Origin of the sequence: Clostridium subterminale (genome assembly GCF_039521425.1) — a bacterium.
Classification (GTDB): domain Bacteria; phylum Bacillota; class Clostridia; order Clostridiales; family Clostridiaceae; genus Clostridium_J; species Clostridium_J subterminale.
The window spans coordinates 675,722-694,374 of record NZ_BAAACI010000006.1 but is presented as its reverse complement, the minus strand read 5'-3'; the positions used below and the strand labels follow the sequence as shown (position 1 = coordinate 694,374).

At 28.3% G+C, this 18,653-nt stretch carries 25 protein-coding genes; 7 read left to right on the top strand and 18 right to left on the bottom strand.

Annotated elements, in window-relative coordinates:
* Positions 1-20: 20 nt before the first annotated feature.
* Positions 21-344 (top strand): hypothetical protein, encoded by a 324-nt coding sequence (locus ABDZ93_RS12255; RefSeq protein WP_343826687.1) that lies wholly within the window; start codon positions 21-23, stop codon positions 342-344.
* Here ABDZ93_RS12255 and ABDZ93_RS12250 read toward each other — a convergent pair.
* Positions 310-501, bottom strand: a complete 192-nt coding sequence (locus ABDZ93_RS12250) for a hypothetical protein (protein WP_343826686.1) — start codon at positions 499-501, stop codon at positions 310-312. The two genes, ABDZ93_RS12255 and ABDZ93_RS12250, sit on opposite strands and share 35 nt — an antisense overlap.
* A gap of 67 nt (positions 502-568) precedes the next feature.
* Between ABDZ93_RS12250 and ABDZ93_RS12245 the strand changes: the two genes are divergently transcribed.
* Positions 569-1,369, top strand: coding sequence for a TIGR02391 family protein (locus tag ABDZ93_RS12245; protein WP_343826685.1), 801 nt, complete (start codon positions 569-571; stop codon positions 1,367-1,369).
* Here the strand turns inward: ABDZ93_RS12245 and ABDZ93_RS12240 are convergent.
* The 3 genes from ABDZ93_RS12240 to ABDZ93_RS12230 all read right to left on the bottom strand — a co-directional run bounded on the left by ABDZ93_RS12240 (position 1,363) and on the right by ABDZ93_RS12230 (position 2,412).
* The gene (locus ABDZ93_RS12240; protein WP_343826684.1) at positions 1,363-1,620 is read right to left on the bottom strand and encodes a hypothetical protein; all 258 of its coding nucleotides are present in this window, start codon (positions 1,618-1,620) and stop codon (positions 1,363-1,365) included. The two genes, ABDZ93_RS12245 and ABDZ93_RS12240, sit on opposite strands and share 7 nt — an antisense overlap.
* Before the next feature lie 172 nt (positions 1,621-1,792).
* On the bottom strand, positions 1,793-2,104 hold the full coding sequence (locus ABDZ93_RS12235; RefSeq protein ID WP_343826683.1) for a histidine kinase: 312 nt from the start codon (positions 2,102-2,104) through the stop codon (positions 1,793-1,795).
* A 110-nt stretch (positions 2,105-2,214) separates the two neighbouring features.
* The gene (locus ABDZ93_RS12230) at positions 2,215-2,412 is read right to left on the bottom strand and encodes a helix-turn-helix domain-containing protein (RefSeq protein WP_343826682.1); all 198 of its coding nucleotides are present in this window, start codon (positions 2,410-2,412) and stop codon (positions 2,215-2,217) included.
* A 191-nt stretch (positions 2,413-2,603) separates the two neighbouring features.
* Here ABDZ93_RS12230 and ABDZ93_RS12225 point away from each other — a divergent pair, with 191 nt between their 5' ends.
* Together ABDZ93_RS12225 and ABDZ93_RS12220 are read left to right on the top strand one after the other, a co-directional pair.
* Complete coding sequence (locus ABDZ93_RS12225; protein ID WP_343826681.1) at positions 2,604-2,960, top strand: helix-turn-helix transcriptional regulator; 357 nt, start codon at positions 2,604-2,606, stop codon at positions 2,958-2,960.
* Positions 2,961-3,158: 198 nt separating this feature from the next.
* A complete protein-coding gene (locus ABDZ93_RS12220; protein WP_343826680.1) occupies positions 3,159-4,223 on the top strand; it encodes a site-specific integrase in 1,065 nt (354 codons plus the stop codon).
* 279 nt (positions 4,224-4,502) lie between these two features.
* On the opposite strand, the gene ABDZ93_RS12215 is transcribed toward ABDZ93_RS12220, so the two are convergent.
* From ABDZ93_RS12215 to ABDZ93_RS12160, 12 genes are all read right to left on the bottom strand, one after another.
* Complete coding sequence (locus ABDZ93_RS12215) at positions 4,503-5,417, bottom strand: phosphotransferase (RefSeq protein WP_343826679.1); 915 nt, start codon at positions 5,415-5,417, stop codon at positions 4,503-4,505.
* Between the two features lie 77 nt (positions 5,418-5,494).
* Positions 5,495-5,728, bottom strand: a complete 234-nt coding sequence (locus ABDZ93_RS12210; protein WP_343826678.1) for a hypothetical protein — start codon at positions 5,726-5,728, stop codon at positions 5,495-5,497.
* Positions 5,729-5,856: 128 nt separating this feature from the next.
* A complete protein-coding gene (locus ABDZ93_RS12205; protein WP_343826677.1) occupies positions 5,857-6,237 on the bottom strand; it encodes a DUF6262 family protein in 381 nt (126 codons plus the stop codon).
* Entirely contained in the window at positions 6,238-8,331 is a 2,094-nt protein-coding gene (locus ABDZ93_RS12200) for a tyrosine-type recombinase/integrase (RefSeq protein ID WP_343826676.1), read from the bottom strand.
* Positions 8,312-9,454: a tyrosine-type recombinase/integrase gene (locus ABDZ93_RS12195; RefSeq protein ID WP_343826675.1), complete on the bottom strand. Its 1,143-nt coding sequence runs from the start codon at positions 9,452-9,454 to the stop codon at positions 8,312-8,314. The genes ABDZ93_RS12200 and ABDZ93_RS12195 overlap by 20 nt, the downstream gene beginning before the upstream one ends.
* A 187-nt stretch (positions 9,455-9,641) precedes the next feature.
* Positions 9,642-10,040 (bottom strand): GNAT family N-acetyltransferase, encoded by a 399-nt coding sequence (locus tag ABDZ93_RS12190; protein WP_425544778.1) that lies wholly within the window; start codon positions 10,038-10,040, stop codon positions 9,642-9,644.
* A 162-nt stretch (positions 10,041-10,202) separates the two neighbouring features.
* On the bottom strand, positions 10,203-11,051 hold the full coding sequence (locus ABDZ93_RS12185; protein WP_343826672.1) for a Nif3-like dinuclear metal center hexameric protein: 849 nt from the start codon (positions 11,049-11,051) through the stop codon (positions 10,203-10,205).
* Positions 11,052-11,174: 123 nt separating this feature from the next.
* Entirely contained in the window at positions 11,175-11,363 is a 189-nt protein-coding gene (locus tag ABDZ93_RS12180; RefSeq protein ID WP_343827000.1) for a GNAT family N-acetyltransferase, read from the bottom strand.
* The gene (locus ABDZ93_RS12175) at positions 11,345-11,569 is read right to left on the bottom strand and encodes a hypothetical protein (protein ID WP_343826671.1); all 225 of its coding nucleotides are present in this window, start codon (positions 11,567-11,569) and stop codon (positions 11,345-11,347) included. The genes ABDZ93_RS12180 and ABDZ93_RS12175 overlap by 19 nt, the downstream gene beginning before the upstream one ends.
* Positions 11,570-11,606: 37 nt before the next feature.
* Positions 11,607-12,110 carry a DNA topology modulation protein gene (locus ABDZ93_RS12170; protein ID WP_343826670.1) on the bottom strand — a complete coding sequence of 168 codons (504 nt, stop codon included), beginning with the start codon at positions 12,108-12,110 and terminating at the stop codon, positions 11,607-11,609.
* A gap of 102 nt (positions 12,111-12,212) precedes the next feature.
* Positions 12,213-12,659, bottom strand: coding sequence for a carbon-nitrogen hydrolase family protein (locus ABDZ93_RS12165; protein WP_343826669.1), 447 nt, complete (start codon positions 12,657-12,659; stop codon positions 12,213-12,215).
* Positions 12,660-12,671: 12 nt separating this feature from the next.
* On the bottom strand, positions 12,672-13,925 hold the full coding sequence (locus tag ABDZ93_RS12160; protein ID WP_343826668.1) for an alpha/beta hydrolase: 1,254 nt from the start codon (positions 13,923-13,925) through the stop codon (positions 12,672-12,674).
* A 362-nt stretch (positions 13,926-14,287) separates the two neighbouring features.
* Here ABDZ93_RS12160 and ABDZ93_RS12155 point away from each other — a divergent pair, with 362 nt between their 5' ends.
* Entirely contained in the window at positions 14,288-14,677 is a 390-nt protein-coding gene (locus ABDZ93_RS12155; RefSeq protein ID WP_035131778.1) for a carboxymuconolactone decarboxylase family protein, read from the top strand.
* A gap of 180 nt (positions 14,678-14,857) precedes the next feature.
* Here ABDZ93_RS12155 and ABDZ93_RS12150 read toward each other — a convergent pair whose 3' ends face one another.
* Both ABDZ93_RS12150 and ABDZ93_RS12145 read right to left on the bottom strand, forming a co-directional pair.
* Positions 14,858-15,679, bottom strand: coding sequence for a MerR family transcriptional regulator (locus ABDZ93_RS12150; protein WP_343826667.1), 822 nt, complete (start codon positions 15,677-15,679; stop codon positions 14,858-14,860).
* An 87-nt stretch (positions 15,680-15,766) separates the two neighbouring features.
* Positions 15,767-16,822, bottom strand: coding sequence for a YdcF family protein (locus ABDZ93_RS12145; protein WP_343826666.1), 1,056 nt, complete (start codon positions 16,820-16,822; stop codon positions 15,767-15,769).
* Between the two features lie 242 nt (positions 16,823-17,064).
* On the opposite strand from ABDZ93_RS12145, the gene ABDZ93_RS12140 reads away from it, so the two are divergent.
* On the top strand, positions 17,065-18,051 hold the full coding sequence (locus ABDZ93_RS12140; protein WP_343826665.1) for a 3-oxoacyl-[acyl-carrier-protein] synthase III C-terminal domain-containing protein: 987 nt from the start codon (positions 17,065-17,067) through the stop codon (positions 18,049-18,051).
* 14 nt (positions 18,052-18,065) lie between these two features.
* Positions 18,066-18,410 carry a hypothetical protein gene (locus tag ABDZ93_RS12135; protein ID WP_343826663.1) on the top strand — a complete coding sequence of 115 codons (345 nt, stop codon included), beginning with the start codon at positions 18,066-18,068 and terminating at the stop codon, positions 18,408-18,410.
* Positions 18,411-18,653 lie beyond the last annotated feature (243 nt).

The following is an 18,653-nucleotide window of genomic DNA, read 5'->3' as shown; positions in this document are numbered from 1 at the left end:
TTTAGGAAAGGAGAATTCTTTTGAATACACAATTACAAGAATTAATTGAAGTATTATTAGAACTTCGTACAGCCAGTATAGAATCAACAGTTGATAATATTGAAGATACTATGCAAAAGTACGACATGCTTTTCTTAGGTAAAACGTTTAATTGCATATATTCTGATGAACTTTCTCATGCATTAAAAGAATATTTTCACATAGAAATTAGTAAACATGACCTTACTAAACTAATGCCCATTGCTTGCGAAACATTAAATATGAAATTCGAGCTAATTAGAGACTCTAAAAGGTCAAGAAATTCTAATCCTAATACTTCTTGTTACCAAATTGTACTGTGGTAGAATATTCATCTCCACCTTCTATTGGTTCAAGTTCAAATTCAGATCGTATTTGATTTATAGTATTTTTACCTTGTGACAACCGATTTAGTGCATCTTGTGCTTTGTCGGTTGTTTTTTCTTTTCTAAATGAGTTAGCTTCATTTTCTAATTTGTTCATCTTTTCCTCCTTTATTTTGTTTTATCCCCCAATAAATGTTAGAATATTGTTGAAAGGGGGTGAAATTATGGATACAATACCTTTATTTGATAACAATACACTTGAGCAAATTAGTAAAATTCTTGGCGAACCTCCTACTAGCGGTTCTCAAATAACATCAATATTTGCAAGTGTTGGTTATAATGAAAATTCCAACATAACTAAATGGAGAAGAATATATCATTATTTTAATATGAGTCAAACTCAGTTTAATTCTCCCAACAAAGTTCTTGAACTTATTCTTAAGTTTGTTGATCCAGTTAAGTTCCTAAATAATAAGGAGAATTTTATAAGCATTACACATGAACTAAATAAGGTCTTATCATTCTCCGGATTACAAGTTAATAATCAAGGTCAATTAATAAAAACAACTAAAGCCACTACAATAGATCAAGCCCACCAACGTGCATCTAATTTGCAAAATGTTTTATATGAAAGAAGTATTCATTCAGATATCTTAAAATTCTGTAAGGCTGAACTATTGCAAGAGAACTACTTTCATGCTGTTCTTGAAGCAACTAAAAGTGTTTCAAATAAACTTCGTTTAATTTCCGGTGTAGAGCTTGATGGAAATGAGCTTGTAATCGAAGTGTTCAATAAAAAGAAACCCTTGATTGCAATTAACTCTTTACGAACAAGTTCTGAAATAAATGAAGCTCAAGGTCTTAAAAATTTGATAATGGGTGTATTTAGCATGTTTAGAAATCCTCATGCACATGAAGCTAAAATTTATTGGAATATCTCTGAACAAGATGCAATCGACCTCTTAACCACATTGTCATTTATACATAGAAAACTTGATAACGCCGTTAAAATTCCGTATCAATAAAATATTTCTTCTAAAGATACTTTTTTAACTTTTCCAATACTTCCTTTATAAAAGTTTTCTGCTATAGTCGCTATTTTATAAGCTAAATCTTCTGAAGGTATAATGAGGGAATCGCTGATATTCTTAGATATAGATAATTCAAAATCTAATAAGTAGTAGCTTCGTTTATTTATCAAAATATTTACTACAAAAATCTTATCCAACTGCTCTTGAACTCGTACTTCTTGGGCAGTTTCTTTTTTATTAGTCATGTTTTTTCCTCCTTATTTTTTACCCTCCGTAGAGCTGTTTGAATAATTTAGTCATATTTCTTTAGTTCTACACATAGAATATAGTGTGTAGTGTTTGTCCATTTTTCAAAGATAGTTTTTTATAAAAGGCTATTCAGCCTTCTCTCTTTGCATTTTAATTTTATTTTCATTTTTAAATTACTTTTTGTAATAAGTTCATGCTCTCTGTTCCCAACATTGCTACTTTTCTAAGTTGTTCAGTTTGCAGCTTTACTATGGTTTCTAAATCCTCAATTCTTTGTTGCATCCTTCTTCTTTCTAGTGGTGAGAATTTATCTAAGCCTACTCCTTCAAGTTCTGCTATATGTTTAGGGTGAAACATAACTCCGGGGACTCCTTTGCATGTTTTTACGACACCTTCTGAAACGTATTTCCTTATACTCTTTTCATCCTTTTGCCATCTTCTTGATAAATCTTTTACACTTAGTAGTTTTAGTTCTTCCATAATTTCCTCCTAACTTGTCTGTTTATTTTCATTTTTATTTTTGACACAATTAACGTCATTTGTTTGTAAAAAAAATTTCAGATTCTCTAATTCTTGAATAAGGTCTTTTTTTATTTCTTCCATTCCTTAACTCTCCTTTTAATTATTTCATCACTACTAACTCCATAGAGTTCTGCCAGTGTAGGTATGAACTCTGTAGGTAGAGTGACTTCACCATTTTCTATTCTTGCTAATCTATCTCTGCTTATGCCTAATTTACTTGCTACGAATGTAGCGGTTATTCCTTTGTTTTTTCTAAGCTGCTTCATTGTGTTTCCTCCTTCCGATAAATTTATTATGTCACAATTAACGTCATTTGTATAATCCGATTTAACACTGTATTAAGCCAAATTAAACCGTTTAACTAAAATAGCTTTGTCGAACTATTTATTTCGTTAATTTACTACATTTTTGTTGTAATTAACGTCAAAAGTAGGTATAATAATACCGAGGTGTTAATATGTTAAAAGATAAAGTGAAAGAAATAAGAAAAGAAATGGGATTAACTCAAGAAGAATTTGCTAAAAAGCTAAATATAAGTAGAAGTTACTTAGGGGATATTGAGAGAGGAAGATTAAAAGGTACTAATGTAAAGATAATATCTAAGTTGTCTGACGTGACTGGAAAGCCTATGGAGTACTTTCTAGGCAAAGATGTAGAAGTAAAACAATATGATATTTTAGATTCTGCTTTAGATTTACTAATAGATAAGGGGTTAATAGATAATAATGGAGATATCACAGATGAAACTTCTAAGGAAATAATATTAAATATATTAAAAAAAGAAATTCAACTTAAAATGAAAAATAGGGAATAGTCGTTAACTATCCCTTAGGTGTTTTTTTATATGTTCTAAAAGTTTAATTAGTTCATTTTCAATCTCCTCCATACAAATTCCCCCTCGATAAGTATATTCTAGCACCATAACCACACAAAATCAAGAACAAATGTTCGCAATTTATATCACTTTTACAATTTAAAGTAAAAATTTTAGGAGACAATTAGGAGGTTAACAATGGAATACAATATTACTTACAGGCAGAAGGACAAAGGATGGCAATTTATTATTAGTTATAAAGATGATAACGGAAAATGGAAACAAAAAAGCAAACAAGGGTTTAAAACTAAAAAAGATGCTAAGCCTGTAGCTGAAAATATGCTGGATGAAATCAAAAATAAGATGGCTTTAGATATTCCAGTTGAATTTACTGGCATTACATTTAAAGAGTTTTCCGAGATGCATATTAAACATCTTAAACTCTCTTTAGAATATAACTCAATACAAACATATTGTACTGTTTTGGTTAAATTTAACAAACTTAATGATATGGAAATGAGTAAAATTAAACCCATACACATACAGAACATAGTTGATGATATGGTAAATGTAAATAAAGAATCTTCAATAAAAACTTATCTCCAAAAACTTAAAACAACATTTAAGGCAGCGGTAGAACAATATAATATAATTGTTTCTAACCCTGTTCAAAATATAAGAATTAAAGTAGATAAAAATATACAAGAAAAAACTGCGTTAAATACAGTTCAGTCAAAGGGATTGTTATCTAAGATCAAAAACCCAAAATATTATTTAATTACTATAATAGCACTAGAATGTGGTTTAAGAATAGGCGAAATTATGGGATTAACATGGGATGATATTAATATGAAAGATAAGGTCATAAATGTAAATAAACAATGGAAAGTTATTAATGATAAAGGCGACTATGGCTTTGGTAGTGTTAAAAGTAAAAATTCTAATCGTGTAGTTCCAATGAGTAAAAATGTGTATAAAACTTTAGAGGATTATAAATTTAGAAATTTAGATGGTAGAATATTAAATTATAAAAATACTAGTGCTACCACAGGTGAATTAAGAAGAACTTATATAAAATTAGGTTATAGCATAAGTGTTCATGAATTAAGACATACTTATGCTACTAATCTAATAGCTAGAGGTTTAGACTTTAAAACTGTGGCTAAATTAATGGGGCATGATGTAGAACAAACTATGAAAACATACTCACATGTTACAGATGAAATGTTACAAAAGGCTTTTAACTTAATAAATAATTTTTGACGAATTTTTGACGAGTTAAAATGAATCCTTGATTTTACAAGGTTTGTAGGCATATATACACATTCTAAGTACAAATATGCAGGGTAGTATATATTGTACGTCTTAAATAATTTAAATTTTACTTATTTATACATATTATAACATTTCTATCTGTAAATTTACATATACTTATGATACTTATTAAGTCTCATTCTTTAACCATTTTTCTAACTCCGAAATCATATCTGAATAATGTATAATTGCATTTATTGTTTCTATTACTTCAGTAGTTCCTAAATTCTATTCTTCTTCATCTGAACATTCAATCCCTGACGATCGCTTTAAATTATATTCTAGCCATTCCAATTTACCTAAAAAGCCATTGGATAATACTATTTTCCAATTTGCATTTAATGTTCCATATATATTTTTATATCCATTTATAAAAGCTAAAAATTTTTCTTTATTTATGTTTCCTATTTCATTTTCAGACCAATAAATAGCTGTTTCAATTAATTCTGCCATAGGATTTACATAGCCAGCTGCCTCCCAATCAATAATAATTGGTTTACCTTTGCTCCACATAACATTTTTAGAATCTAAATCTCTATGACTAATAACCATATCTGTTGCAAGTAATCTTAATGAAATTTCCGTCTGAGTACTCCACTCATATAACCTGTCAACTACTTCAATCATCAAGTTGACCCACATCGAATCATTTTCTTTTCCCCTTTGTAAATAGTAATCCCAATCTGTTATATGCTCATTATCTGACCAATCATTAACTATTATCAATTCCGAAAAGTCTGTCATATGTATATCTGCAAGAATAGATCCTATCTTTTCACAATGCTCTATATCTATTTCATTCGGCTTTAGACTTTTACCATCTACCCAATCAAATACAAGATAGAATTGATTATCTACTTTGTGGATAAAAATTTCATTAAACCTTTTAGCTGGAAGAGCTGATATACTCTTAGATGCAATATTTGCAATTTCTTCTGAATTTATGAAATTCTGCATTGCCTCAGCTCTAAGGATTATTTGAGGGTTTAGTGCTTTAATAGCATATTTACCTTTAGTGGTTTTAATAGCATATATTCTATGCAACAGACCTCCTGATATCCTTTCAGGTACATCTACTATCTCACCGATTTGTAAAGCTTTACACATCTTTTCAAATTGAAGATTATAATGTATATCATTCATTCTTTATCTTTCTGAGAGAGTGTATAATAAGTACTAGACTCTCACCAAAACTCACCTCTTTTCTTTTTATATATTTTCTATGTATAACATGTTAATAACTTTGTGAGTATCCTTATTTGATTATTATTCTTTAAACATTTCATATTCTTCTTCCAATATTTCTTTAAAATTTTGTAGTAACCATATCCATCTGATTTTTTAAACAATTTATCTTTAAATGGATGAGTTGTAGTTACTGTATTTTCAAAACCAACATCATTATTTCGAGTATTTTTATAAACATAGCTTATCCAATAATACTTTTTATCCATAATCTTTCTTTAGTAAGAGAATGTATTGTAAGTTATCAAGAGTTGTTTTTTTATTCTCTTGTAAATAGTACCTTTTAACATAATACACATATGTATTATGTCACACCTCTCACTAAAATCCACCTCCCTTATAATTGTTTATATATATCTGCATAATTTATTTTAAGTTGTTCTTTAAGTTGTTTATTTTCTTCTTCAAGTCTTTTTATTTTCCTTTTTAGACTTGATATAACAGCGTCTTTATTATTATCATTCATTTCTCTTTTAACTTGTGATGGAGTAGGCACTTGAGATTGTTGATATCTAAGGGTTTCTATGCGCTCTTTAATCACTTTATTATCATATAATGTTTTCTTAGTAATACCACTTTCACTTGCAACACTATTAAAGTTAATGGACTTTTGAGCCTTTATAAGCCTTTGTATTGCTTTATCTACCTTTTCTTGAGTTATAGCCTTACGTTTACTATGCAATTCTTTTAAGTGTTCTGTACGATTATAATCGCTCATTTATTCAACCTTCTTTTTTAACTTATCTAATCTACTGTAAATCATATTTCCTTGTGATATTTTTGAATAAATATCTTCGTATAATTTTAATAGTTCCTCATTTTCGCTTACCATTTCGGTTCTATTATACATCTTAGCATTTTCAATCATAGTTTTAGTTGAATTTATTAGTATTTCATACTTAACGGAATCACCTTCAAATGCTCCAACACATAAGTCTTTACAAGGATTTCCGTTATTACAAGTTAAGCAAGGTGGTTGTTTAGCATAACTACATTTACCGTTTTTTCTTTGCATACAAGTACCATACGGTGTATCAAGAGCATTTAATTTATGATTTGTATATAGCATATCTATAATATCAGAAGGTATTTCACCATTATTTTCTTCTCTTAATCTATCGCTTTCATTAAAACTAAATATGCCTTGTTTTACTACTTTATCAAAGACTTTTCTTTTAGTACTATCAAGTAATTTAGCATATCTCATGGTCATCTCTGGCGATGCATGAGCCAGTAATTCCTGAACTGTAAGTATATCAGTGCCACCATTTAACATTTTGATAGCATAAGTATGTCTAAAAGAGTGATTTTTAAAATAATATCTGTTTCCAAGTTCATCAGTTATGTTGAAATCTATTGCGAATAAATTAAGGTTATTTTGAATCCACGCTTGACTATATGGTTTCCCTTTACGAGAACCCTTGTATCTCACAAAAATATAGTTTTCTGGGTTATTATCTTGATTGCTATACTGCTTAGCATTAACAATTAAAACTGCTAACATATTAGCAAGTTCATCATCTATAGGTATTCTATGACCTTCTACATAAGTTTTTTCTATATCTGTTTCTATCCAGAACTTGTTATTTAACTTAATTAAGCAATCTTGTTTTAATCCTAAAACGTCTGATATTCTAAGTCCAGTTTTAAACATTGTATAAACTACTGGAATTATTTCTTTATTAAGATTAGTTATGTTGTCAAATAATTGCTCTAATACATGGTCTGGAACATAGTCTATCTGGTCATAAGGCTTTTTAGGCATTTTAGGTTTATCATCTGGGTGAATTAACAATCTGATATTTTTTTGTGGAGCACAGTTATCTTCAGAAAGTTGAATGTCTGATAAAAATTTTTGAACTATTTTAATATTCTTATTAACATTTGATTTATGATTAGCATTTTTATGAGTTATTTTACAACTTTCAATGTTAATATATTCTATATAACTCTCTATATGCTGTCTATCTAATTTAATAAAATCTACCCATTGACTCTCTTTAACTGATATAAAGTTTACAAATTTAGATAAACATGAAATATAACTATGTGCTGTATTCCAAGAAAAATTTCTTTTGCTCAATAATCTTTTTTTGAAATAATCTTTAACTATTTTCCTGAAAAATATATTATCTATACAAGTAAAATCAATATAGTAATTACTCATAGATTTTACAAAGTTTATTCCGTATTTATTTAATACTCTAACGTCCCATTTATCTTTTCCCCACTCTTCCCGTTCATCTGTATATAAATATATCCACTCATACATATTTCTTAAAAACTTTGTAGTATATGATTTTATACTATAAGTTCCTTCTGTAGTTTTATTCCTTTGTAATCTTGTAGTTTTTATATTCCTTTTTTCAAGCCAATCAATCCATTTAAATTCTGCTTTTGTTATATCCACATCTAAAAATGATATAACATTAGGATAGTATGTGTTTATGAATTCATTTAATAATTTCATTGATGGATTCTGCGTGTAAATTGCAGTCTTTAAAGTCCATTCATCACTAAAAATTTTATTATAAAAAACTAATTTGAACTCATTGTTTACATTTTTTAATTTACAGTCAAATTTTATTATTTTACAATTAGATTTTACTGATTTAAACTGTTCAATGAAATTAAAAAACTCTAAATTCCATATATCATTAACTAAAAAATAATCTGTTTTAATTTTAATATACTTCACTGTACCGTCATCGTTAATTATTTTATTATGATATTTAGATAATTTATTGATTATCGAAGTTGTATATTCTTCTGTGTTTTTATAACCTAATAAATTAATTGAATTCTCTATCATATATATTTCTCCTTAGTAATTTAAATGATGGTTGAGCAATTTCCCAATTTTCCCTTATATCTTCATCAGAAGGGTGTAGATACATATTCATAGTAGTTTGTATTTGTGAATGTCCTAAACGTTCTTGTACCTGCTTTATATCCTTAGTAGTTTGATAATAAATAGTGGCATGAGTATGTCTTAAAAGGTGTGCGTGAATGTCTATTTCAGTTTTCTTTTTAAGTCTTTTGAATAAGTCACTAACATCTTGATATTCTAAAGGTTTTCCTTTATTTTTACCTCTTAATTTTACAAATACAAAGTTTGTATCTATCTCTAATTCATCTAAAACATCATAAGCATAATCATCAAATAAATCTATCAATTCTTGAGATATGTGTATCTCTCTTTCTCCTGTTTTTAATCTTGCTCCATTAGGAAGTTCCCCCCTATTGACTAATCTAATTTTATGCCCATTATTGTGGTCAAATATAACGTCTTCTATAAATAAAGATAAGACTTCGCCTATTCGTAATCCTGTCTCAAATAACAATTTTATTAAAAATTCATCTCTAATATTAGTTGTTGCATTATAAACCTTTTGCATTTCTTCTTTTGTTAGAACTTTTACTTTACGTCTTGGTTCTTTAATTTTCAATATATTCTTATTTGTAGGTTTATCTTTATTTACATGATATAAGAAGTCTTTGTATCGTGTATGACCACCTGTAAACACCTGTTTCATAAGTTTATCAACCATATCATTGTTTATTTCTTCTGTTCTATACAAATAATCATAAAAGTTAGTTACAACTGTTATAGTTAGATTTACAGTCTTTTCAGTTCTTTTTGCTTTGATTGATTTTATACTAATTGTTTTATTGCTTTGATATGGATTTCTAAGCCATCCTACAAAATCTGATAATATGTTAATATTCACATTTTTATAGTCTACATCTATTTCTCTGAGATACTCAAAATATAGTTTTAAGGAGTAGCAATAAGTCTTTTGAGTATTAAAACTCTTTCCACTAATATCTATATATTTTAAATATTTAGCCACTGGTATTATTGGTAATCCATTATCTCCAACTAACAAATATCTTCTTTGTTTATTATCCAACTTTACTTCCTGTACTTTCATCTCTTGTTTACCTTCTTCTTTTTTAGTTTAACTTATGCCTCTCAGGTTATGCTACACTTATTACACTATTATCATTAACTATATTTAGTATTTGTATTATATAAAAATATATACAGGATAAGTATATATACTATACATAATACCCTATATATATAATACTATATTTAATATAAGTACCAAACTCTTACTAAAGTTCACCTCCTTTCATTCTAGACTTTTGCATTACTATACCTGATGAAGTATTAAGAGTATTATGTTTTCCTTCTATCCTGTTTATACCAACTTCTTTAAACATATAATTAGTAACAGCTTTTAAAGCCTCTACCGTAATTCCCTTTCCCCAGAATGATTTACCTATATTATAAGCAACATCACATGAATAATATTTTTCATTCAAAGTCACTATTGAAATTTGACCAATTACCTCTCCAATTTCTTTTAATTCGATTGACCAATTATAACAATTGTTATACACATAGGCATTACTCCATTCTTTAACGACTCGTTCAATCTCGCTAAAATTGCTATGAGGATTCCTACTAAAAAATCTAAATACTTCGCTATCTGTTGCCCAATTCTTAAACATAAATTCTGAATCGCTCAGTATAAATCTACGCAATATTAATCTTCCAGTTTCTATTTGCCTTGTCCCCCTTATGAGTTAACATATTTATTCCATCTTCCTAATGTAACTCTTGTTATATTCCTATAATTTATTAGTATTGCATTACACCATAATACATCAATCCTACATATCCTCATACACCGGTTTCCCTTCAATAAAGGAAGAAACAAGTCCAAGCTTTTCAAAGTAATCACACATCCTTTGACATGCAAATTTTTCAGTAGAATAGTGTGTACCACCTAAAACATTAATACAATTTTTTTGTTCAAGCTCATGAACTTCTAAATAACTTTCATTGTTTACTGAGATGCCTGTGATAAGAACATTAACATTGTTTTCAAGCATTTCATAAACAGTATCCTTATTATTACCACCACCTGCTACGATAGCTACTTTTCCATTCTCTATATGGTTATCTCCGTATAGATAAAGCTTCGTATCATGTCCTAATACTTTTGAAAACTTACTATGTAATTCTTCCATGGTTTTACGCTTAGTTTTTCCAATTACACCACTTAAAGATCCACAATACTCCTTAAAAGGTTTTTCAATTTCTATATCTAACACATCTGCTAAAGTTTTGCTTGTTGAATATTCACTGAAGTTATCAAGTGGTACATGTAGATTATATATAGATATTTTATTCTGTCTAAACTTTTCTAATAATGATTTATTCATCTGATAAAATGGTTTTGGTCTTCTAATATCCCAAATAGAAGGGTGGTGCAAAAACAACATAGCATCTGTAATTCCATCATCAATAATTTTCTGCATAATTTCTTCCGTTGGAAATACAGCAGTGTAAACTTTATTAATTTCATCTGCAAAATCACATACTAAACCCATGCTTCTTTCTTTGAAATTCATTGAAAGATAATTCTCCACTTCACCCATGAATCTTGCCCAATCATCACTCAATCCATTGAAGATAAAATCTCTCTCTAAATGATTATATAGTTCAATAGCTCTCATAAAATCTCACCATCCCGCCAAAATATAAACCTTACTACATAAAATAATTCAATTATAGAATGCTTGTTTTATTTCTTCACAAATATCTATTAAATCATCATCAGTTCTTAAATATATACTGACCTACAACGCTTTTTCCATTTTTATGAATTCCATTTCTCCCTTAACAGTTTTCCTCATAAACTCATTAGTAACTTTAAAATCTAGACTTTTATAAAGTCTGATAGCTCGTTCATTAAATTTAAGAACAGAAAGCTCTATATTTTTCAAATTATACTTCTCCTTAGCAAACTCTAAAAAGCTTCTAAAAATTCTTTTCCAATACCCTTGCTTGTTAAACTTGGTCTCATCTGAATTGAAAAGCTTACTTTATCATTAAGATAAAAAGCACAATATCCTACTAATTCATTTTTATTATTATAAATTGCGTATACATTATCATCCATAGGAAAACTCTTTACATAATTTATCTTTCCTTCTGAGAAGTCATTATCAAAAAAACGAGTAAATACCTTCATACTTCCATGTAAGCATATCCTCAACATCATTCTCTTTTTACAAAACTTCTAACATATGCTTAACATCTTCTCTATTTCTACAAATAATAATTTTATCTCTATATTTATCACATATATTAGCATAGTTTCTTTTAAGCTTCTTGCTTCTTCCATCTATCAAAATCCATTTTATAAATTCAAAATCAAATTTCTCTATGCATCCTTCAGCCATACTTTCTCTAACTTGACTTTTAGAATTCAAATACCTCCTATAAGCTTGTTTAAAACAAACAAATCTTGAGAAGTTCATAAATATTATTTTATCGGCTTCTTCTAATCTTCTTTCTTGATAAAGCTCTTTATAGTTACCGTCTATAACCCATGACTCATTCTCCATGAAGCTTTTTAATATTGCTTTACTCTCTTCTCTGTTACGTTCTTTCCAACCTGATTCAAAATTCACAGCATCTAGATAAAGAAGTGAGCAGTTATACTTTTCACTCAGTTTTTTGGCAAGAGTAGATTTTCCAGAACCACTGTAACCAATAATCGCTATTTTCATAAACACTTTCTCCTTACAAATTAATATTTATTTCACACAGGCATAAAAATAATTATACACTATTTTGTAAGTTTATATCATAATTTCAAAATACCTACTAAATCATTTCGAAATTATTTTAACAACATCACTTCTACATTGATCTAAATACCAATCTGATATATCGTCTGTATCTATAATTCTCTTAATTACCTCTAATTCATTTGAAACTATTTCTTCAACTACTTGTCCCTTAGGTGAAATTAGCATAGTAGGACATTGTTGATCTTCATTAGCATTATTAGAGCTAATTACAAACCTTTGATTTTCAGCTGCTCTACTTATTAAATGACTTCTCCAAACTGAAAAATTATTTCCTGAAATGGCATTTGTTAAATATATAAATACTTGAGCATTATTTAAAGCTAGTATTCTCCACTGCTCTGGGTAACGTATTTCTCTACAAAGTTGTATTCCTAATTTTAAACGTTGATTATTAATTTTAATATCAAGAACTGGTAATTCATTACCTGCAGTAAAAACATTTCTTTCATGAGTTGCTAGATTCACCTTTTTATGATACTATTCTATTCCTATAAGAGAAATCAATCCATATGCCAAGGTTTCTCCCCATGATAAGTAATCATGACCACCCTCAAACCATTGTAAATTAACCTCATATCCTTTAGATATTAAGGTATCTCTTAAATTTATATTTGGATCTATAATTTTATACTTAGTTTCTAAAACTCCCATATCTAAATAAAATTTAAGAGGAAGTCTGTTTACTTCCTTAAACTTTTTGCTCATCCAACAGTCCTCATTAGGTGCATAGTCTTCTGAATTGTACCAAAAATAGCCTGATTGAGAAAGAACGTTACCAAAAATTTCTGAATAGTTTAACCCTAAATAAGCTGCTGTTAATCCTCCTAAACTAAGCCCACAAATTATAGCTTCCTCTGGATTACTAGAAATATTATAACTTTTCCTAACCCATGGAATTATCTCTTTTATAATAACTTCACAAAAGGAATCATTACACTTTAGTTCTTTACCCCTATTTTCTGTTGAATCAATAAATATTGCAACTATAGGTGGTATTTTTTTAGAGGCTATAAGATTATTGAAAGTTTCTATGGCAGAAAGGGTTGATATGTAATCATCACCATCGGTTAAAACCATAAATCCGTATGGTTTTTCTTCTTTACTATATCCATAAGGTGTATAAACTCTAATTCTACGCTTGTCCTCTAAGTTTTCACTTTCAAATTTATATTCTTCTACATGGCCTCTTGGTATATTATCCATTTTTTTAGACCAAATATCTTCTGGTGACTTATGCATTATCACATAAGAGCCTTTATCCTCTGGATTTTCTTTATCAAAAATCAAAGTTCTTTTACAAAATCTATCATACTTGACTCTACTACCAAATCTGTCATTCCAATTATCATCCAACGGATCATTTGGTGAAAAATAATATATAAACCGCAAATTATTTCTCGCTTCATAGGTAATAAACCACAGATCTGTTTCCATTATCTTTTCCATTTTAAAATCTTTATATCTATCTTTAAATCTATCTAGTCCTATATCAGGCACAAACAAAACACTTTTACATTCTTTATCCCCCTCATATATAAAAGTAACTAAATTGTTTTTATCATCATTTTCTATTTCTTCTACTATTGGAGAACCCTTATGTTCTAGATCCTGTATAAATTCTTCTACAACCCCATGCCCATACTGTTTAATTCTTTTTTCTAATTCAATAATAACCTTACTTTTTAATAAAGATTTTTTCATATCACTCTTTACTCCCTTGCTTTCATTCACTAATTTCTAAATAAAGTGAATCCCCATTTTATAATTCATGCTGAAAATAATTAACTGCTCCTTCCTATCTCTGATCCTTATCATAATCCTATACTAATTAATGCTTAAAATATCTATTAAAACTATATATCATAGAGTAAATCGTATAAATTAATTTATAAACAGTAAATATTTACAATGTAAAATTATATTTAAGGAAATTATACCATATTATTCAAAATATCTATACATTTGTGATTTACATAAGTCATACTTCTAATGCATACAAAACAAATTTTTACAATATGTTATACTATAGATAAAATAGTTAATTTAAACTTAAATTTCAAGATATTAATAACAAAATGAGGAGTAATTTAATTATGAATGATTTAGAAAATATACTTAATTACTATAAAAATGAATTAAAGTGGAGTCCTCCCTTTGCTGAAATCCTATCTAAATATTCTCCAGATAGTTTAAATGGATATTTAGTAATGCGTGAGTCAGTCCAAAATGGGCATTTATCTAAAAAGACTAGGGAATTAATTTTTACAATATTAGATAGTTTGGATGATGAAGTAAGTGGGGCAAAAGCACATGCAGTTGCTGCCATAGAAGCAGGCTTAACCATGGAAGAATTAGTAGAAGCCTTTGTCATTGTAACCATTGTTAAAGGTATTAATCCTTTATGCAAAACAGGTGTTGAAGCAATAAAAGCTGCTGAGAAAAGACTTGAAGAAATAAATTTAGCAAAAGAAAAGCAAGAATAAAATTTTTATTATATTTAACCATAAAATCATGATTACACATATGATTTCACTACCAATCTAAATAAAACAAATTAAAATACTGCATATTCATTTTAAAGAATAATGCAGTATTCTAATATTTATTTTCTATTTATTTTTATATAGACCTATTGAGTTCAACTTTATTAAAAGTCAATTATATTACTTTATAGGAAATTGTAATTCCGTTACGTATTTATTAGGATCATCTGTTACCCATTCACCTTCATGGTATATTTCACGCACTGGTCCACATATTGAATATTTATTGTCAGAAACCCATTTATACATTGTTTTATAGGTCTCTCCAATTGTGGTAAATGAACCATTATGAACTATACAAGCCATTTTTTCCACCATAGGTAGTTCATATACTTTAATATTGTCACCTGCTGGAATTGATTTTGTTATAGGTTCTACAACTTCCATATCCTGTACTGAAGTATTATCTTCGTGATAAAGTGTCATACACGGAATTGTACGTTTTCCTTTTACTTTATCAATATATTCATTCACTTGTGTCCATAGGCTTTCACAAAACTCATCATAAGTTTGGTTACCATCCTTCACAAAACATTTTCGCAATGATGCAACTAAGATTTTTTCTACTTTTTTAATAGAAATTTCATTCATAGTAGGTATGCCTCCATTCTTTATTAAAAATATATTTGTACGAAGACGTTGAAGCCTACTTGTTTCTAGTTCCAGTGCCTTTTCAAGTAATTCTGCTTTCACTTCCAAAACCTCTATAAGTGACTCACTGCTAGAATTATTCTTAAAGAAATTGCTAATTTCAATAAGAGAAAATCCAGCATCCTTTAAAGCAATTATTTTATTTATGGTTATAAGTTGATTTGCATCATAGTACCTATAACCAGTAAACTTATCTATATATATAGGTTTCAAAATTCCTACATTGTCATAATGATACAGTGTATTAATTGAAAGTCCACTCATACGTGAAAATTCACCAATCTTAAACATAACTTCACCTCAACAAATAAGCTCTACAAGTGTGCACCTTGCCATCTACTATTATTATAAACCCTTTTGTAACCCAAGAGTCAACTATTATAAAAAGGGTTGAACAAAATTAATATCTATAATAGTAAGTATAATACTAAAAATAAGTGCTAAACTTATAATAATTATATTAAACTTTTTATAGATATACATAACACCTATATATTCACGGATAAGTGCATTAAGTGAGAAATAAAGTTTAGTTTTAGATCCAACACCATCACATTTTAATCCCACTATCCTAGCCCATATTAAAGATCGAAACAAATGAAAATTATTAGTTACAACTACACACTTATATTTTTTATCTCTATTTCCATAATCCTGCTTAAGAAGCTTTTTTGAATTATATAAATTCTCATAGGTATTTACTGCCTTATCCTCAATTATTACATTCTCAAATTCAATTCCCTTATTTTTAGCATATTGCCACATAGCAAAAGCTTCTGAAACATCTTCATCCTCACCTTTTGCTCCTGTAAATATAATTTTTGATGAATAACCTTTTTCAAGCTGCTTTCTATATATTTCAATACCTTTATCTATCCTACTGGCTAGTAAAGGAGGAACTCTATCACCAATTAAACCACTACCTAGGACGATAATGTAATCATATTTTTTTCTTTTTGGTAAGTAAGTATTTATTGCTGCAGATATTGCAAAGATAAACATCATCATAAAAAAATAGCTAATTAAAAAAGTTATGAATGATATAATTCCCCTAGTTACTGGATGTGTAAAATTTCGAATAATAATTGGAAAAAACATAATCCAAAATATAATAAATACACCTAAACTTAAGGATAGAAAGTTTGTTAATCTAGCTCCCTCTCTCTTTATAAGTTGATATCCACTTCTAAAAAGTAAAAATATAAAGGACAAAATATATAAAGGAAATCCAACTGTAACGATAATAATAGTGAGTATAATAAAATATAGTACCATATTTATTTCATAGGTCTCACCTATAGCCAAGCAAAATACAAATCCAGATCCAAGCCACAAAAGAAAAAATATACCAAGCCACAATGTCCTTGGTTCCCTACGAAGCATGGTGAAAAAGCATGCTGTGGTTAAAATTAAAACAAAGAATAACAAATACATAACATTCCTCCTTAAGTACTGTATTTATATTTTATGAAGTTTATATTCTTTAATTCTATAATTAATTATAATACATTTTTATTTCAAATTTATTATATTTTAAATTTTTGTAAAATAATTAATATAATGAAATGTATTTTCCAAATATATTGACAAAATTTTATATATATTGTAACATTTTGTTCATGTATAGTAGTATCTATATTTAAACATCAAATTCAAATGTGAATGGGGAGGACTTTATGGGAATAAAAATTCAAGAAATATCAATATATCATCCTAAAAAAAGAATAGAAAATCAACACTTTCTTAATGAGTATGGACAAGATCTAGAAAAACTTTTAAATCACTTAGGGAGAAAATCTAGGTATTTAGTTGATAATAATACAGAAAATTCTCTTACTATGGGTATCGAAGCTGCTAAATCCTGTTTAAAAAAAGCTAATGTTAAGGCTTCTGAATTAGACATTATTGTATTTGTTAGTGATTCTGTACAATATTTAATACCTACTAATGCTCTTTTGATAAGAGATGATATAGAGGCATGTAACTGTGATTTAACTTATGATATGAACGATAATTGTATAGGAATGATAACAGCTATAGATAGCGTTTCAACCTATATGGAATCTAAAAGTAAATATAAAAAATCTTTAATCGTAGGTGCTTCATATGGTTCAATACTTGCTAAAAGTAATTGTGAATTAGTAAATTCTACTGTTGGAGATGGTGCCGCTGCAATATTACTTACTAGTGATGAAGAAAATGGTGGGGTTCTTAATTCTGCCTACCATACAGATTCTAAAAATCATAAATATATGGTCTTCCCTGAATGTGGATTATCCCATATATATGATGAAGACCTACCTATAGATAGTAAAAAGTATGCCTGGGTAAATCATGATGTATCTTACTTTAGTGATGAATGGGTAAAACTTATTAATAAACTTTTAAAAGAAGGAAATGAATCTATATCAGATGTAAAACACTATTTATTTTCACAGTTTTCTCATGCTGATATTAAAGAAACATTAAGCAAATTAAATGTAGATGTTAGTAGTGACACTTATACCTTTGTTGCAGATGAATATGGTTATACCGGATGTACAAGCCCGTTTTTTGCACTTAATAAAGCTATAGAAACTAAAAAGATAAATAAAGGAGATCTCGTTATTTTTTGTTCAGTTGGTTCTGGATATACAATGGGAGCTTTTTTATATAAATTTTAAAGGAGGAATTTAAAATGTATAAAGTAGAAGTAAATAATGCTAAGAAAATCTTATTTATCACTGTAGGAGGATTTTTTCAAGAGGAGGATGGCAAAAATTTCTTAAATGATTATAATAATGCTGTAAAGTCTATAACTCCATCAAGCTTTACTCTTGCACTTGAAAGTTCAGAATTATCAACATCAAAAGCAGAAATGATTCCAATTCTTGAGAACTGCATTAAAATGTATAAAGCTACTGGGTTCAAAAATATAGTTTCAACACCACCAAGCTCAGCTATTGCTGCAATGCAATTAAAAAGATTATTAAGTTCATTAAATGTAGATATTCAATTTGTATCAGATTTATCTCAATTATAAACAGAGTTCTTTGCTTCAGAGGGAGTTTTTACTCGCTCTGAAGGTTACTAACAGAATTCTTAGTATCAGTATTTTCGATACTTAGAATTCGTTGTCCTTTAGGGGAAATCGTTATCTAGGGTCGTAGCCGCTCTTTACTCCCACTTGAAGAAGATGAGAGTAAAGAGCGGGTAGTCATCGGATAAAATACATATCTTAATTTCAAAGTAAGTGGTAAATAGCTTATCAAAATGATTAGTTATT

Coding starts and splice junctions, on each gene's coding strand:
- ABDZ93_RS12250 (WP_343826686.1), bottom strand. CDS start 501: ATGAACAAATTAGAAAATGAAGCTAACTCATTTAGAAAAGAAAAAACA.
- ABDZ93_RS12245 (WP_343826685.1), top strand. CDS start 569: ATGGATACAATACCTTTATTTGATAACAATACACTTGAGCAAATTAGT.
- ABDZ93_RS12240 (WP_343826684.1), bottom strand. CDS start 1,620: ATGACTAATAAAAAAGAAACTGCCCAAGAAGTACGAGTTCAAGAGCAG.
- ABDZ93_RS12235 (WP_343826683.1), bottom strand. CDS start 2,104: ATGGAAGAACTAAAACTACTAAGTGTAAAAGATTTATCAAGAAGATGG.
- ABDZ93_RS12230 (WP_343826682.1), bottom strand. CDS start 2,412: ATGAAGCAGCTTAGAAAAAACAAAGGAATAACCGCTACATTCGTAGCA.
- ABDZ93_RS12225 (WP_343826681.1), top strand. CDS start 2,604: ATGTTAAAAGATAAAGTGAAAGAAATAAGAAAAGAAATGGGATTAACT.
- ABDZ93_RS12220 (WP_343826680.1), top strand. CDS start 3,159: ATGGAATACAATATTACTTACAGGCAGAAGGACAAAGGATGGCAATTT.
- ABDZ93_RS12215 (WP_343826679.1), bottom strand. CDS start 5,417: ATGAATGATATACATTATAATCTTCAATTTGAAAAGATGTGTAAAGCT.
- ABDZ93_RS12210 (WP_343826678.1), bottom strand. CDS start 5,728: ATGGATAAAAAGTATTATTGGATAAGCTATGTTTATAAAAATACTCGA.
- ABDZ93_RS12205 (WP_343826677.1), bottom strand. CDS start 6,237: ATGAGCGATTATAATCGTACAGAACACTTAAAAGAATTGCATAGTAAA.
- ABDZ93_RS12200 (WP_343826676.1), bottom strand. CDS start 8,331: ATGATAGAGAATTCAATTAATTTATTAGGTTATAAAAACACAGAAGAA.
- ABDZ93_RS12195 (WP_343826675.1), bottom strand. CDS start 9,454: ATGAAAGTACAGGAAGTAAAGTTGGATAATAAACAAAGAAGATATTTG.
- ABDZ93_RS12190 (WP_425544778.1), bottom strand. CDS start 10,040: ATGTTTAAGAATTGGGCAACAGATAGCGAAGTATTTAGATTTTTTAGT.
- ABDZ93_RS12185 (WP_343826672.1), bottom strand. CDS start 11,051: ATGAGAGCTATTGAACTATATAATCATTTAGAGAGAGATTTTATCTTC.
- ABDZ93_RS12175 (WP_343826671.1), bottom strand. CDS start 11,569: ATGAAGGTATTTACTCGTTTTTTTGATAATGACTTCTCAGAAGGAAAG.
- ABDZ93_RS12170 (WP_343826670.1), bottom strand. CDS start 12,110: ATGAAAATAGCGATTATTGGTTACAGTGGTTCTGGAAAATCTACTCTT.
- ABDZ93_RS12155 (WP_035131778.1), top strand. CDS start 14,288: ATGAATGATTTAGAAAATATACTTAATTACTATAAAAATGAATTAAAG.
- ABDZ93_RS12150 (WP_343826667.1), bottom strand. CDS start 15,679: ATGTTTAAGATTGGTGAATTTTCACGTATGAGTGGACTTTCAATTAAT.
- ABDZ93_RS12145 (WP_343826666.1), bottom strand. CDS start 16,822: ATGTATTTGTTATTCTTTGTTTTAATTTTAACCACAGCATGCTTTTTC.
- ABDZ93_RS12140 (WP_343826665.1), top strand. CDS start 17,065: ATGGGAATAAAAATTCAAGAAATATCAATATATCATCCTAAAAAAAGA.
- ABDZ93_RS12135 (WP_343826663.1), top strand. CDS start 18,066: ATGTATAAAGTAGAAGTAAATAATGCTAAGAAAATCTTATTTATCACT.